A 15,525-nucleotide genomic window follows, 5' to 3' on the forward strand; every position below is an offset into this window, starting at 1 on the left:
AACCAATGGCCCGCTTCTTCCCGCTTGAAGTTGCCGATATTCGCCATGAAACGCGCGACGCCGTGGTCGTCACGCTGATGCCGCGCGAGGAGGATCGCGCCGCGTTCGATTTCACGCAAGGGCAATACCTGACCTTTCGCCGCTCGTTCGACGGCGAGGAGCTACGCCGCTCCTACTCGATCTGCGCCGGCAAGGACGAAGGCGTGCTGAAGGTCGGGATCAAGCGTGTCGACGGTGGCGCATTCTCATCGTGGGCCAATGAGGCGCTGAGGCTGGGCGACATCGTCGAGGCAATGCCGCCGATGGGAGCCTTCCACGTGCCGATCGAGCCGGAGCGGAAACGCGACTATCTCGGCTTTGCCGGCGGAAGCGGGATCACGCCGGTGCTTTCGCTCATCAAGACAACGTTGTCGCGCGAGCCCAAGTCCCGATTTACCCTGATCTACGGCAACCGCTCGATCAACTCGATCATGTTCCGCGAGGAACTCGAGGACATAAAGAACACCTATCTCGGCCGCTTCAACGTCATCCATGTGCTCGAAAGCGAGGCGCAGGACATCGACCTTTTCTCCGGCCGCATCGATGCGGAGAAATGCGCCGGGCTGTTCAAGAGCTGGATCAACATCGCCGCTGTCGACATGGTCTTCATTTGCGGACCCGAGCCGATGATGCTGGCGATCGCCGCCTCACTGCGCGAACACGGCCTGCGGGACGATCAGATCAAGTTCGAACTGTTTGCTTCCGCCCCGCGGCGGGCCAACCACGTCGCCAAGTCTATCGCCAATGGCGACAAGGCCGAAATTTGCGCGGCGACAATTACGCTCGATGGCACCACACGCGTGATCGACATGCCGAAGAAGGGCCAGACGATCCTGGATGCAGCGCTCGGTGCAAGCCTCGATGCGCCTTACGCCTGCAAGGCGGGCGTGTGCTCGACCTGCCGTGCGATGGTCTTGGAAGGCGACGTGGAAATGGAGACCAACCACGCGCTCGAGGACTACGAAGTGCGGCGAGGCTATGTGCTGACCTGCCAGTGCTATCCGCTCTCAGACAAGGTGGTGGTGAGCTATGACCAGTGAGCCGACCGACACTTCCGAGACCATGCCGCTGGTCGACTATCTGGCGCAGGGTGGGATGCTGACCACGCCGGAGAATGCGCCGCCGCGCTATCGCGGCGAACTGCTGAGACTGATGGCGACGTTCGTCGACAGCGAATTGGCCGGCGCTGCCGGCTTTGCCGACATCATCAACCAGGGGCCCGGCATCAAGGAGCGCATCTCCGCCGCGCGGATTGTTCTGGAGAAGTTCGACCATGCCGAACGGGTGTTGGCGGTGATGGGCGAATTCGGAGCCGATATCTCGCGCTATGCCAACCATCATCCATGGGCGGCCCGCGTGGAGCGGGACAGCGACTTGGGGGCGGCGCGGCATGGTTCCGACATGCGGCTGGCCGTCCTGCATTACCCGCTACAGGACTGGACCGACGCGGTGGTCATGAACGTGCTCATGGGGCACGCCGTGGTCATTCAGCTCAGCGAGTTCTCGCGGCTTTCCTATCAGCCGCTCGGTGAAATCTTCCGCGCCATCCTGCCGCGCGAGCGCCGACACAAGGAACTTGGCATAGAGGGCCTGCGCAAGATTCTGAACGACAAGGCCAACCGTCCGGCCGTCGAGACATCTCTCGCCTACTGGCGTCCGCGCGTGGCCGTGAGTTTCGGCAGCGGCGCATCCTCGAATTTCGAAGTCCAGAAGAAGTTCGGCCTGCGCCGCACCGGCAATGTCGAACTTGCGGCCGAATGGCAACGGCAGGTGGATGTGCTGCTGGATGAACTGAGCCTGCGGTAGGATGTGTTGGTATTCAGGTGATACCGGCCTGAAAATGGCGGCTTTCTACGCTTCCGGTGCTCACGTACCTGAATGAACGCTGCGCTCCGGTTCTCGAAATCCACCATCCTCGGCTCGGCCTGACCTGAATCTCAACACACCCTATCCAAATCGCCGCCCACACAACCAACCAACAGGAACGCCAGCATGAACGTCCCTCTCAAAAATGTCCGCCAGCTTGAGTCCTACGTCGCCGGCCAGTGGGTGCGCGGCGCGGGCAAGGCCGTGCCGCTGCTCGATGCGGCAACCGGCGAGGCCGTGGCGCTGATCGACGCAAGCGGCATCGACTTCAAGGCGGCGCTGACGCATGGTCGCACGGCCGGTTCGCCGGCGCTTCGAAAGATGAGCTTCCACGAACGGGCGCTGATGCTGAAGGCGCTCGGCCAGGCGCTGATGGAAGCGAAGGAGGAATTCTACGCGCTGTCCACGGCCACCGGCGCCACCCGGACCGATAGCTGGATCGATGTGGAGGGCGGTATCGGAACGCTGCTGTCCTACGCTTCCAAGGGCCGCCGCGAACTGCCTAACACGCGGATATTGGTCGATGGCGACGTCGAGCCGGCGTCGCGCGACAACAGCTTCTCCGGCCAGCACATCCTGTCGCCGCTGGAAGGCGTGGCAATTCACATCAATGCCTTCAACTTTCCCTGCTGGGGCATGCTTGAAAAGCTCGCGCCGACGCTGCTGGCCGGCATGCCGGCCATCGTCAAACCGGCCAGCCAGACCGCCTATCTGACCGAACTGATGGTCAGGCGCATCATCGACACCGGGATCCTGCCGAGGGGTGCCTTGCAACTGATCAGCGGCTCGGTTGGCGACCTTCTCGACCATGTCGACTGCCAGGACGTGGTGACCTTCACCGGTTCTGCCGCCACCGGCAGGAAGCTGCGCACCCATCGATCCATCGTCGAGAACTCCGTGCGCTTCACAATGGAAGCCGACAGCCTGAACGCCACGATTCTCGGGCCCGACGCCGTCCCCGGGACCGAAGAATTCGACCTCTTCATCAAGGAGGTGGCGCGCGAGATGACCGCCAAGGCCGGTCAGAAATGTACGGCGATCCGCCGGGTCATCGCGCCGCGCCGCAGCACGGAGGCCTTGATCGAGGCGCTCGACGAACGGCTGTCGAAAACCGTGGTCGGCAACCCCGCCGACGAAGCCACCAGGATGGGTCCGCTGGCAAGTCTGGCGCAGCGCGAAGAAGTGCGCGCGCGCATCAAGGACCTGCAGCGCGATGCCGAAATTGTCGTAGGCGATCCCGACCGGCCGGTGATCGCTTCGGGCGATGCCGTCGCCGGGGCGTTCCTCAACCCCGTCCTTTTGTATTGCGACATGCCGGGCGCGGCCGAAGCCGTGCATGATGTCGAGGCGTTCGGCCCGGTCAGCACGATCCTTCCCTACGAGACGACGGACGAAGCGGCAGCCCTGGCCAGACGCGGCAAGGGCAGCCTCGTCGCGTCCGTCTTCACCAATGATGCGAAATTTGCCCGCGACGCGGTGCAGGCGCTCGGGCCGTGGCACGGCCGCATCATGATCGGCAACCGGGCCAGCGCCAAGTCAGCCACCGGCCACGGCTCGCCGCTGCCTGTGCTGGTGCATGGCGGACCGGGACGCGCGGGCGGGGGCGAGGAGCTCGGCGGCATCCGTTCGGTCAAGCACTACATGCAGCGCACGGCGGTGCAGGCCGCACCCTGGCTGCTCTCCGAGGTGACGGGGCGCTGGATGCATGGGGCGAAGGCGCGGCACGACGGCATGCACCCGTTCCGCAAGTCGCTCGCGGAACTGGAGATCGGCGATCAGCTGGTCACCGCAAGCCGTACGGTGACCCTCGAGGATATCGAACATTTCGCTGAGTTCACCGGCGACACCTTCTACGCCCACATGGACGAGGAGGCCGCCAAGGCCAACCCGTTCTTCGAGGGGCGAGTGGCGCATGGCTATCTTATCGTGTCCTTCGCGGCCGGCCTGTTTGTCGATCCGGCGCCAGGCCCGGTGCTGGCAAACTATGGCGTCGATTCGCTGCGGTTCCTCACGCCGGTCAACCCTGGAGATTCGTTGCAGGTGACGCTCACCTGCAAACAGATCAATCCGCGCGAGACCGAAGACTATGGCGAGGTGCGCTGGGATTGCACGGTCGTCAACCAGAACGCCCAGGTGGTCGCGCAATACGACGTGCTGACGATGGTCGCGAAAACCCGCGCGTCATGACGATGGACTCGACCCGCCTTGAAATGGTCGTGCTGATGACGCCGGAAATGGCGAACTTCAGCGGCAAGGTTCACGGCGGCGCGCTGCTGGCCGAACTGGATCGGGTCGCATATTGCTGCGCGTCCCGGTTCTCGAAGCAATATGCGGTGACCCTTTCGGTCGACCAGGTGATCTTTCGCGAGCCGATCAATGTCGGCGAACTGGTCACGTTTCGCGCGTCGGTGAACTATGCCGGCCGTACATCCATGGAAATCGGCATTCGCGTCGAGGCGGAGGAGGTTCGCAGCGGTGCCAGGCGCCACACGAACTCCTGCTACTTCACGATGGTCGCAGTCGATGCCGAAGGCCGCCCGACAGCCGTACCGCAGTATCGGCCGCGAACCGATATCGAGGTCCGCCGGCACCGTGCGGCCGAGATGCGTCGGGAACTTCGCCGCGAATTCGAGGCGCGGTTCGAAGCGGTTGCGGACGGGAAATAGCTGCTCAGCGGTCGAGCGACGTCATCCCGTCGAGAAACAGCGCCGTCACCATGTCGGCGTAGCCATCGCGGCTGAGCGCGCCGCTTGGCTTGAACCAGGTGTAGACCCAGTTGAGTATGCCGAAGAGCGACATCGTGATCGGCGTAACTCCGGGGCGTCCCTTGGCCAATGCCGGATTGATGTCCACCAACACATCCGAGAATGCCTTCACGATGCGGCGTTCCATCTGCTGAAGTTCGGCCTTTTGCGCATCAGAGAGCGAGCCGGTGCCGTTGAGAAGCACCAGATGGAAGTCAGCCGCGGTCCGGTAGTTTTCCAGAACCCCGCCGATCAGACGGCGCAATCTCACCCGTGGCTCGAGATCGGGGCGGTCTGTCTCCTGAATGGCGGCTTCGAGTTCAACGAGATGCGTGCGGCCGATGTCGAAGATGAGCAATTCCTTGCTCGGATAGTAGTGATAGAGCAGCGCCTTGGAGACGTTGTTCTCCTGAGCGATCTGGGCCATCGAGGCGTGTTCCATGCCGCGTTTGGCGAATACGGCTGCAGCGCTTTCGAGAATGCCGCGCCGCTTGTCGTCGAAATCAGCTGCCCTCGTCCTTGCCATGCCCAATCCATCCTTTCGGCCCGCTGTCGGCGACCGGCCCGATCCGGCGCCGAGCGCCCGAATCATGACCGGCGGTTCCAACTTGCGAGCTGAAACCCATCACGCTTTTGACCCGGTGCGCAAGTTCCGTCCTGGCGGCGCGTAGCGGCTTGGTTCGCTGTTGAAGCGAGGAACCCGTTCGTGAAATCCCAAGCATTACAATTACATAAGCTGACCGACCGGTCAATCGTAGTGGTTCTTGAAAGCTGACGGGAAGGGGCTGTTTCTTCTATTGAAAAAGTCTCCGAATCTGCCGCTTGGAGGCAGGGACGGCTATCCCTTCGGCCTGTTGTCGACGATGCGTTTTGCCTTGCCGGCGGATCGCTCGATCGAATCCGGATCGCAGACCTTAATTTTCGTGCTGACGCCCACCACGCTTTTGATGTGATGAGCAAGCTCCTTGGCGGACACGGCGCGGGCGGAAGCATCGGCGGTCTGAGGCATGGCCTCGACATGCACAATCATGTCGTCCATGCGTCCGGAGCGCGTCAACTCGATCTGGAAATGCGGCGCCAAGCCTGAGCATTTCAGGATCTGCTCCTCGATCTGGGTCGGGAAGACATTGACGCCGCGCAGGATCATCATGTCGTCGGAACGGCCGGTGATTTTCTCGATGCGGCGCATCGACCGTGCGGTGCCGGGCAAAAGGCGTGTCAGATCGCGGGTGCGATAGCGGATGATTGGAAGCGCTTCCTTGGTGAGCGACGTAAACACCAGTTCGCCCAGTTGGCCATCGGGCAGGACCTGGCCGGTATCCGGGTCGATGATCTCAGGGTAGAAATGATCCTCCCAGACGTGGAGGCCGTCCTTGGTTTCGACGCATTCGTTGGCGACGCCCGGACCCATCACCTCGGAAAGGCCGTAGATGTCGACGGCGTGCATGTCAAAATCCCGCTGGATTTCCTCGCGCATCGCGTTGGTCCACGGTTCGGCGCCGAATATGCCGACGGCCAAAGACGTGGAGCGCGGGTCTATGCCGAGCCTGCGGAACTCGTCGAGGATCGAAAGCATGTAGGATGGCGTCACCATGATGATGCGCGGTTTGAAGTCCTGGATCAGCGTGACCTGGCGCTCCGTCATTCCGCCGGAGATCGGCACTACCGTGCAGCCAAGCTTTTCTGCGCCGTAATGTGCGCCCAGCCCGCCGGTGAAGAGGCCATATCCGTAGGCGATGTGACAGATGTCGCCGGCGCGTCCGCCGGCGGCGCGGATGGAGCGCGCGACCACGGTAGCCCAGGTGTCGATGTCGTTCCTGGTATAGCCGACGACCGTCGGCTTGCCTGTGGTTCCGGAGGAGGCGTGAATGCGCGCCAGCTTTTCGCGGGGCACGGCAAACATCCCGAATGGATAGGTATCGCGCAGATCCTTCTTCACCGTGAAGGGGAATTTGGAAAGGTCGGCCAATGTCTTCAGGTCGTCCGGATGGACGCCAGCCGCGTCGAACTTGGCCTTATAGTGAGGGGAATTTCGATATGCGTGATCGAGCGTGGCCTTCAGCCTCTTGAACTGAAGCGCCGAAATCTCATCCCGCGACGCCGTTTCGATCGGTTCCAGATCGCCAGGGCGGGGAGATAGGTCCTGCATTCTGATCCTCCATTTGCCTGCCTGACCGGCTATTGCCGGGATTAGTGGGTACGCATGGCCTTCGAAGCGGTCCTGAGGACCGCCACAAGGTCGCCGGCCACGATTTTCATTCGCCCTTGAACTGCGCCGCGCGCTTGTCGAGGAACGCCGCCACGCCTTCGGCGTAGTCGGCGCTGCGTCCGGCGCGGCGCTGAAGGTCACGCTCGAGGTCAAGCTGCTGGTCAAGCGTATTCGAGGCGGCGGACTGGATGGCCTGCTTGGTCAGGCCGAGGCCGAAAGTCGGGCCGGCGGCGAGCCGCTTGGCAAGCGCACTGGCCTCCGCCATCAACTGGTCATCGTCGACCGCCTTCCAGATCATCCCCCAGGCTGCCGCTGTCTCGGCGGGCAGTGGCTCGGCGGTCAGTGCCAGCCCCTTGGCTCGTGCTTCGCCAAGCAGGCGAGGCAGGCTCCAGGTGCCGCCGGAATCCGGGATCAGGCCGATCTTGGAAAAGGCCTGAATGAATTTCGCGGATCTGGCCGCCAATACGATGTCGCAGGCCAGCGCGATGTTGGCGCCGGCGCCTGCGGCGACGCCATTGACGGCGCACAACATCGGCTTGTTGATAGAGCGGATCAGCCGTAGCAGTGGATTGTAGAAGGTCTCGATCGTGTAGCCCAGGTCGGGCGTTTCCGCGGACTTGCGGGGATCGCGATCGCCAAGATCCTGCCCGGCGCAGAAAGCGCGGCCTGCCCCAGTCAGAAGCACCGCGCGCACCGAATTGTCGTCGCGTGCCCGCTCCATCCCGGCGCGCAGGGCGCGATGCATCTCCTCGTTGAAGGCGTTCAGCTTGTCGGGGCGGTTGAGGGTCAATGTCAGGACGCCGTCCGACGCCGCCACGATCAACGTATCAGAATTGAGCAATCGACTTCCTCCCAGATTGCCGACGGGAGAACCGTCGCCAGATCACTCAAAAACAGTTGCATAATCCGACCGGTCGGTCAATAATAAATTTGCGAGAGGGAATGGCGACCTGCGCCGACGAATTTTTGCCGGTGTGAAGACCGGCCGGCAGTCAGGCGATGGCGGCAGCACAAACCGGCACGGTCGGCCTTTCGCGGGCACATGACAGCCGACAAACAGAAACCGCTTCTGGGGATGGGTAGGATGGCAGTTCGCATCGAAACGCAAAGCGACGGCATTGCCGTCGTGACGGTCGACAACCCGCCGGTAAACGCGCTCAGCCAGGCGATACGGCAGGGCTTGCTGGATGCCGCCGTTGCGCTGGATGCCGATCCCCGCGTGCGTGGCGTCGTACTGCTTTGCGCGGGGCGCACGTTCATTGCAGGCGCCGACATCTCGGAATTCGGCAAGCCGCCGCAGGCGCCGCGCCTCCCGGACGTCATTGCGCGCATCGAACGGGCGGCCAAGCCATGGCTGGCGGCGATCCACGGAGCAGCACTCGGCGGCGGATTGGAAGTGGCGCTCGGATGCCGCTGGCGCGTGGCCGAGGAGACCGCAAGGTTCGGCCTGCCGGAAGTGACGCTCGGCATCATTCCGGGTGCAGGCGGCACGGTACGCCTGCCGCGACTTGTGGATGCGAAGGAAGCGATCGAACTGGCCGCCGCCGGCCGGCAGATCGGCGCCGCCGCGGCCAGGGATATTGGCTTGATCGACGCCATGCTGGGTCAAAATCTCCGCGAGAAAGCTGTCGCGTTTCTGATCGATGCGCTCAGCAAGCCGTGGCCAACCATCCTTTGTGATCGCCCCGCATCCGAAGCGCCGGCCGATTTCTGGGATGAACAGAAGGCAAGGATCGGCAAGCGTGCGCGTGGCGAAATTGCGCCACTGAGGGCACTCGAAAGCCTGCGCAGGGCGACGGAGCAGGGGTTCGACGAGGCCATGGCCTTCGAAAGGCGGACCTTTCTGGATTTGCGCGACAGCGAGCAGGCGCGTGCATTGCGTTATGTCTTCTTCGCCGAGCGCTCTGCACACAAGCCGCCGGAATATGACGATGCCGCACCGCGCCAGATAGAGACCTCGGCGGTGATCGGAGGCGGCACGATGGGCGCGGGTATTGCCGCGGCGCTGAGGAATGCCGGTCTGCCCGTCATCCTTGTGGAGCGGGACCAGGCGGCGCTGGAACGCGGGCTCGCCAATGTCGGCGCCATCTTCGAGGCGGCGACGAAACGCGGCGGCCTGACGCCGGAGGCGGCGCAAGCCCGCATGGCGGGTGTTTCAGGCACGACCGACTATGCCAGGCTTGTGGATGTCGATCTCGTCATCGAAGCGGTCTTTGAGGATATCGAGGTCAAGCGCGCCGTCTTCAGGTCGCTTTCCGGGGCTTGCCGGCCGGATGCGGTGCTGGCCACCAACACTTCATATCTCGATCCAAACGCGATTGCCGAGGCGGTGACGAACCCTGAGCGCATGATAGGGCTGCATTTCTTCAGCCCGGCCAACGTCATGAAGCTTCTTGAGATCGTTCCAGCCGCCGAAACGGCTGACGAAATCGTGGCGACCGGGCTCGCTTTGGCGCGCCGCCTCGCCAAGATCCCGGTTGTCGCGGGCATTTGCGACGGGTTCATCGGCAATCGCATCCTGAAGGTGACGCGCGCCCAGGCGGAGCGTCTCATTCTGTCCGGCGCAACGCCGCGCGAAGTCGATGGCGCAATGCGTTCGTTTGGCATGCCGATGGGACCGTTCGAGGCGCAGGACCTGGGTGGCCTCGACATTGCCGCATTCCAGCGCAAGGCGGCGCGTGCGAGAGGCGAAACGCCGTTCGCTCCGGTAGCGGATCGTCTCGTGGACATGGGTCGCCTCGGCCAGAAGTCCGGGGGCGGATGGTATGACTATTCTCCCGGCGACCGCACGCCGCAGCCTTCGCCGGCGGTCGCGGCCATCGTCGCCGATGCGGCTGCATTGTCCTTGTCGCGACAATGGAGCGCTGCCGAGATCGCGGACGCCATTGTGCTGCCGATGATCAACGAGGCGTCGAAGATTCTGGGGGAGGGTATCGCCAAGCGGGCTGCCGACATCGACCTCGTCAAGATCCACGGTTACGGTTTTCCACGCTGGCGCGGCGGACCGATGCATTATGCCGAAGCGCGCGGGCTGGAAGAGGTGGCCGCGATCCTGGAGCGCTTGTCCGCGGATGGCCTCGCGGAGCCGCCGGGCGCGTTCCTGCGAGCCGCCGCCAAACGCGGCGGTTTTGACCTGTCTCAACAATAGGCAGGTAGCGGGCGTTCTGGAAGGCTGGCCGTTCGTTCGCCGGCGTTTATTTTTTGGCCTTGCTTCGCTTTGCAGGAGCGCTTGGCTCGACGCGTTGATAGCCGCGTCGCCGCGTAAGCCGAAACCGGCGATTTTCACGCGCCGAGCGTTTTGAGCCAATTTTCGAAGGAAGAGGTCTTGCCTTGCGGCGCTCGCGGTCTGGCCTCGGCCAGGCGACGGGACGCCAGGGCGTTGCGCGCCTCGCGCGGGCTGTAGCCGAACTCCTTGGTGAATGCGCGGCTGAAATTCGCCGCCGATTTAAAGCCGCACGATTCCGCAATGTCGATGATGCGCCGGCTGTCCGTCGAATCGCCCAGCGCCTCGTGCGCGGCTATCAGCCGCCGCTTCTGGATGTAATGGAGAACGCCACCGCTCGGCTCGAACATCTGGTAGAGGCGCGTGCGTGAAATGCCAAGCCCCCGCGCCAGATCGTCTGGCGCCAGATCGGCGACGTTGAGATTGCTGTGAATATATTGCCGGGCGCGTTCCATAAGCGCCAGGTTTGTCATCTGGACGGGAACTCCGCCGCCGTCCCCAGACGGAGCAAGGCCGGCGATGAGCAGATCGCTGATCGCCTGAACGATGCGCGGCAGATCTTCCGCGGCGAGGGTTTGCTGCCTTTCCATGATGCCGGCGACGAAGTCGGTCAGCAGATCAGCGAAATTGCCCGACAACACCGTGTTGTTGCGCGCGTCGAGGGCCGCGGCAAAACGGGCAAAGCGCTCCCGGGGAAGATAGAGGTTGATGCTTTCGGATTCGGTGGCCCGCCCGCGAAAGGGGTGGCCGAGAGACCTGAATTCGACCAGGCCCGGACCCCCTTCCGCGACGCGTCCTTCGACCTCGGTCCATGTGCGCCCGCTGCGGGGCAGGACCAGGCACCAATGGTCGATCGCGCTGGCGCGCAGCCGTTCGGCTGACCGCATGTAGCTGTGGGCAGGAACGCTTTGCTGGACGAGCAGCATGCCACCGAAATTCCAGGCGGTGTGGTCGGCGGGAAAACCATCGGTCGGGGTCTTATCGTCCGGCAGCCTGACCGAAACAAGCAGGTCCACCAAGGTCTGCCAACTCGAAAGCTGTTGCTCGGCCGGCAACTGACGCGTGGAGAAAACAATCGGCTCAAGCCCCGGTGGAGACGGGGGCTTCGAAGCTTCATCGCGCAGGTCAGAACGTGGCCACCGCCGCCGCTCGACGTCCTTCTGCGGCTTCGGTTCGTCCGCATCATCCGACTGCCTGGGTGCCATCGATGCTCCGACACGGCACCCCCCACGATCGCCGATAGTGTTGCTTGCCGCGCATAATAGCAAGTCATCCGCCGATGAGTACGGTTGGCCTTCGCACGGTTAAATCGCCGAAAAAATCGACGAAATCACCCATCGTGACGTAAAGATATGTATCGCGAGACAAGTTTCCGGACGCGATGATAACGACAACCCGCGGGATCGGCGTTTATACAAAGCCCAACCTCGAAGAGATTATTTGAAGACATAAACGTGAATGTCTCTTCGTATCTAGCAGGGTTGTAATGAAATAGAAAATACACCCTCGGGTGTGGATTTCATTACTTTGAATAAATGAAACATCGAGCAAGGTTTCATGACTTTGCCTGAAGATTGGTCACGTCCATGAACAACGCGCCTTCGACCCAACGTTCCATTTCATCTTCGAGCGATGTCCGTGTGTTGCGCCGGCCGTCTCGCCGCATCCTGGTAACCGGTGGCGCCGGGTTCCTCGGCTCGCACTTGTGCGAAAGGCTGCTCGCAGAAGGCCATCAGGTGCTGTGCCTCGACAGCTTCGCGACGGGTCACACCCGCAACATCAGTCATCTGCTGCGCAACCCGGCGTTCACGCTGGTTCGCCATGACGTGGTCGAGCCCTTCGCAGCCGAGGTGGACGAGATCTACAACCTTGCCTGCCCGGCGTCGCCGCCGGATTACCAGGCAGACCCGGTCCACACCACGAAGACCAACGTGCTCGGCGCGCTGAACCTGCTCGAGCTGGCAAAGCAGCGCAACATCAAGATTTTCCAGGCCTCCACATCGGAAGTCTATGGCGACCCGCATGTCCATCCGCAGCCAGAATCCTATTGGGGCAACGTCAATCCGATCGGCCCGCGTTCCTGCTATGACGAGGGCAAGCGTTGCGCCGAAACGCTGTTCTTCGATTACCATCGCCGCTACGGCGTCGAGATCAAGGTCGTCCGCATCTTCAACACCTACGGACCGCGCATGCGGCCCGAGGATGGGCGCGTCGTGTCCAACTTCATCGTCCAGGCGCTGAAGGGCGACGACATCACCATCTATGGTGACGGATCGCAGACCCGCTCGTTCTGCTTCGTCGACGATCTGATCGATGGCTTCGTGCGGCTGATGAACGCGCCGAAGTCGGTCACTGGCCCGGTTAATCTCGGCAATCCCGGTGAATTCACCATCGGCGAACTGGCACGGCAGGTGATCGATCTCACCGGCTCGCGCTCGAAGATAGTGAACCTGGCCTTGCCCATCGACGATCCGCGTCAGCGCCGCCCCGACATCGCGATAGCGGCTCGCGACCTCGACTGGCAGCCCAAAGTACCCCTCGCGGAGGGCCTGAAGGAAACCATTCGCTACTTCGATCGTCTGTTGACGCTCGAGTGCCAGGATCTGGCGGAGACGGCCTGATGTCCACGGTCCTCGTGACGGGCGGCGCCGGTTATATCGGCAGCCACACCGCAAAATTGCTTAGCCGCGAAGGCATCGAACCGATTGTCTACGACAATCTGGTCACCGGTCATCGAACGTCTGTTCGCTGGGGGCCCTTCGTGGAAGGCGACATTCTAGACACCGCGCATCTGACTGCGACGCTTGCGCAGTATCGGCCCGATGCGGTGATCCATTTCGCCGCCTCGGCCTATGTCGGGGAATCGGTGGAAGATCCGGCGAAATATTACAGGAACAATGTCACCGGCACCCTCTCGGTTCTGGACGCCTGCCGCACCGCCAACGTCGGCAAGATCATCTTCTCGTCGAGCTGCGCGACCTATGGCGTGCCCGGCACCCTGCCGATCGATGAGGCGACGCCGCAGCAGCCAATCAATCCCTATGGACGCACCAAGCTCATCGCCGAACATATGCTGAGCGACTACGCGGCGGCCTATGGCCTGCGCTACGTTGCACTGCGCTATTTCAACGCTTGCGGCGCCGATCCGGAAGGCGAGCTTGGAGAATGGCACGATCCGGAGACGCACCTCATTCCGAGAGCCCTTCAGGCGGCGGGGGGCACTATCCCGCATCTGCAGGTCTTCGGCAGCGACTACGAGACGGCTGACGGAACCTGCGTGCGCGACTACGTGCACGTTTCGGATCTGGCCAGCGCGCACGTGCTCGCATTCCGCCACCTTGCCGAGGGCGGCAAGAATATGGCGATCAATCTCGGAACCGGGGCGGGGGCCTCGATACGGGACGTGCTGCAAGCCATAGCCCGGGTCACCGGACGCGAAGTGCCGGTGCAGTCTCACCGGCGGCGGCCGGGCGATCCGGCGGCGCTCTACGCCGATGCTGGCCTCGCGAAAACCGTGCTCGGCTTCTCACCCCGATATTCCGACCTGGACACCATCGTGCGCACCGCAGCTCCGTTCTTCGGACTGGAGGCCGTGGCATGACCTACGTGGCCGCCACCACAGCCGATGCTTTCGGCCCGGAGATACCGGAACCGACAACCGTCACGTTGCTGACACGTGCCCAGCGCGCCGAATACCTGGTGGCAGCGGCCGTCTGGGTTGCGGCGCTCGCCTATTTCTGGGCCTGGTGGCTGCAGCCAGCGCATGTCGTCGGCATGTTCGGTTATGTCACCGTCAGCCTCACCCTGGTCTGGATCACCTTCCTGCCCGGCTATTTCCTGACGATCTTCCTGCGCGCTCGCAAGCCGGCCGGCCCATTGCGCCTGCCGCGCAAAAGCCGTGTGGCGATGGTCGTCACCAAGGCGCCGTCGGAACCCTTTTCCATCGTCGCCGAGACCCTGACTGCCATGCTTGCGCAGGACGTGCCGCACGACACCTGGCTTGCCGACGAGGATCCCGATGCCGCGACCGTGGAATGGTGCCGCAGAAACGGCGTGTTCCTTTCCACCCGCAAGGGCAACGCCGCCTATCACCAGGCGACCTGGCCGCGCCGTACGCGCTGCAAGGAAGGCAACCTTGCCTATTTCTACGATCACTATGGTTACGAAGGCTACGATTTCGTCGTCCAGCTGGATGCCGATCACGTTCCGCAGAAAGACTATCTCCTTAACATGCTGCTGCCTTTCGCCGATCCGGCGGTCGGCTATGTGTCGGCGCCCAGCATCTGCGACCGCAATGCCGCCGAAAGCTGGTCGGCGCGCGGACGGCTCTATGCCGAGGCCAGCATGCATGGCTCGCTTCAGGCAGGCTATAACGGCGGGCTGGCCCCGCTCTGCATCGGCTCCCATTATGCAGTTCGCACCGAGGCGCTGAAGCAGATCGGCGGCCTGGGGCCTGAACTGGCCGAAGATCACTCGACCACCCTGATGATGAATTCGTTCGGCTGGCGCGGCGTCCATGCCGTGGATGCGATTGCCTCCGGCGACGGCCCGCGCACCTTCACCGATCTCGTCACCCAGGAATTCCAGTGGTCGCGCAGCCTGGTGATGCTGCTTCTGCAGTATTCGCCGAAATACGTTCCGAGCCTGCCTGGGAGGCTGAAGTTCCAGTTCCTTTTCTCGCAGCTCTGGTATCCGCTGTTCTCCTTCTTCATGGCGCTGATGTTCGTGATGCCTGTCATCGCGCTGGTGCGCGGGGAGAGCTTCGCCAACGTCACCTATGCCGACTTCCTCGTGCATTTCGTGCCGCTGTCGACGATCCTGATCGTGATGGCATATCGTTGGCGGGCGAGTGGCTCGTTCCGGCCGTTCGATGCGAAGATCCTGAGCTGGGAAGCCACGCTCTTTCTCTTCGCGCGCTGGCCCTGGGCGCTGGCCGGAACGGCTGCCGCCATCCGCGACTGGCTGACCGGGTCGTTCGTCGATTTCCGCATCACGCCGAAAGGCAGTTCGCAGGTCGATCCGCTCCCGGCGAGGGTGCTGGCTCCCTATGGCCTGTTGTCGCTGGGTTCGATTCTGCCCGTGCTGCTGATCGGCGAGGCGGGCGAGGCGGGTGGCTTCTACGTCTTCGCCATCGTGAATGCCTTGCTCTACGCGATCCTGATGCTGGTGATCGTGGTCCAGCATGCTCGCGAAAACACCGTCAGGGCGGCGCGCCGCTCCTACCGGTCGGCGATGGCCGCAAGCCTGCTTGGTCTCATCGTGCTGCCGGGTGTCGCGACCGCCGAGCGCGGCATCGACGGCATAGAATCACTCGGATGGGGAGCCGGCCGCCTAAGCCTCATCGAATACCGCTATTCCGCGGCTGGAGCCGGACTTGGACGCGACGAGCTTCGCAAGGCCAGGTTCAACCCCCGCTGGATACCGGAAAGTCTTTAACCAACGAA

12 protein-coding genes are annotated in these 15,525 nt (G+C 63.0%); 8 read left to right on the forward strand and 4 right to left on the reverse strand.

From position 1 onward, the window contains the following. The first annotated feature begins 5 nt into the window (after positions 1 to 5). The 4 genes from paaE (at position 6) to F3H98_RS21645 (ending at position 4,571) form a co-directional block, all read left to right on the forward strand. Entirely contained in the window at positions 6 to 1,079 is a 1,074-nt protein-coding gene (paaE, locus tag F3H98_RS21630; RefSeq protein ID WP_149762403.1) for a 1,2-phenylacetyl-CoA epoxidase subunit PaaE, read from the forward strand. Then, positions 1,069 to 1,845 (forward strand): Phenylacetic acid catabolic protein, encoded by a 777-nt coding sequence (locus F3H98_RS21635; RefSeq protein WP_149762404.1) that lies wholly within the window; start codon positions 1,069 to 1,071, stop codon positions 1,843 to 1,845. The genes paaE and F3H98_RS21635 overlap by 11 nt, the downstream gene beginning before the upstream one ends. 186 nt (positions 1,846 to 2,031) lie before the next feature. Beyond that, on the forward strand, positions 2,032 to 4,092 hold the full coding sequence (paaZ, locus tag F3H98_RS21640) for a phenylacetic acid degradation bifunctional protein PaaZ (RefSeq protein WP_149762405.1): 2,061 nt from the start codon (positions 2,032 to 2,034) through the stop codon (positions 4,090 to 4,092). Next, positions 4,089 to 4,571: an acyl-CoA thioesterase gene (locus tag F3H98_RS21645; protein ID WP_149762406.1), complete on the forward strand. Its 483-nt coding sequence runs from the start codon at positions 4,089 to 4,091 to the stop codon at positions 4,569 to 4,571. The genes paaZ and F3H98_RS21645 overlap by 4 nt, the downstream gene beginning before the upstream one ends. A 4-nt stretch (positions 4,572 to 4,575) precedes the next feature. Here F3H98_RS21645 and F3H98_RS21650 read toward each other — a convergent pair whose 3' ends face one another. From F3H98_RS21650 to paaG, 3 genes are all read right to left on the reverse strand, one after another. Then, positions 4,576 to 5,175: a TetR/AcrR family transcriptional regulator gene (locus F3H98_RS21650; RefSeq protein ID WP_149762407.1), complete on the reverse strand. Its 600-nt coding sequence runs from the start codon at positions 5,173 to 5,175 to the stop codon at positions 4,576 to 4,578. Between the two features lie 312 nt (positions 5,176 to 5,487). Next, the gene (gene paaK, locus F3H98_RS21655; RefSeq protein WP_149762408.1) at positions 5,488 to 6,798 is read right to left on the reverse strand and encodes a phenylacetate--CoA ligase PaaK; all 1,311 of its coding nucleotides are present in this window, start codon (positions 6,796 to 6,798) and stop codon (positions 5,488 to 5,490) included. A 106-nt stretch (positions 6,799 to 6,904) separates the two neighbouring features. Further along, positions 6,905 to 7,699: a 2-(1,2-epoxy-1,2-dihydrophenyl)acetyl-CoA isomerase PaaG gene (gene paaG, locus F3H98_RS21660; RefSeq protein WP_149762409.1), complete on the reverse strand. Its 795-nt coding sequence runs from the start codon at positions 7,697 to 7,699 to the stop codon at positions 6,905 to 6,907. Between the two features lie 243 nt (positions 7,700 to 7,942). On the opposite strand from paaG, the gene F3H98_RS21665 reads away from it, so the two are divergent. Next, positions 7,943 to 10,006, forward strand: a complete 2,064-nt coding sequence (locus F3H98_RS21665) for a 3-hydroxyacyl-CoA dehydrogenase NAD-binding domain-containing protein (protein WP_149762410.1) — start codon at positions 7,943 to 7,945, stop codon at positions 10,004 to 10,006. A 134-nt stretch (positions 10,007 to 10,140) separates the two neighbouring features. Here F3H98_RS21665 and F3H98_RS21670 read toward each other — a convergent pair whose 3' ends face one another. Further along, positions 10,141 to 11,286: a helix-turn-helix domain-containing protein gene (locus F3H98_RS21670; protein ID WP_149762411.1), complete on the reverse strand. Its 1,146-nt coding sequence runs from the start codon at positions 11,284 to 11,286 to the stop codon at positions 10,141 to 10,143. 381 nt (positions 11,287 to 11,667) lie between these two features. Between F3H98_RS21670 and F3H98_RS21675 the strand changes: the two genes are divergently transcribed. Genes F3H98_RS21675 through F3H98_RS21685 form a run of 3 tightly spaced genes read left to right on the forward strand, consistent with a single transcriptional unit; the run spans position 11,668 to position 15,517 of the window. Continuing rightward, positions 11,668 to 12,702 (forward strand): UDP-glucuronic acid decarboxylase family protein, encoded by a 1,035-nt coding sequence (locus F3H98_RS21675; RefSeq protein ID WP_149762412.1) that lies wholly within the window; start codon positions 11,668 to 11,670, stop codon positions 12,700 to 12,702. Beyond that, the gene (gene galE / locus F3H98_RS21680; protein WP_149762413.1) at positions 12,702 to 13,682 is read left to right on the forward strand and encodes a UDP-glucose 4-epimerase GalE; all 981 of its coding nucleotides are present in this window, start codon (positions 12,702 to 12,704) and stop codon (positions 13,680 to 13,682) included. Before F3H98_RS21675 ends, galE begins: the two co-directional genes overlap by 1 nt. Continuing rightward, positions 13,679 to 15,517 (forward strand): glycosyltransferase family 2 protein, encoded by a 1,839-nt coding sequence (locus F3H98_RS21685; RefSeq protein ID WP_149762414.1) that lies wholly within the window; start codon positions 13,679 to 13,681, stop codon positions 15,515 to 15,517. The genes galE and F3H98_RS21685 overlap by 4 nt, the downstream gene beginning before the upstream one ends. Positions 15,518 to 15,525 lie beyond the last annotated feature (8 nt).

The sequence above is a fragment of the Neomesorhizobium albiziae genome (assembly GCF_900114255.1).
GTDB lineage: Bacteria > Pseudomonadota > Alphaproteobacteria > Rhizobiales > Rhizobiaceae > Neomesorhizobium > Neomesorhizobium albiziae.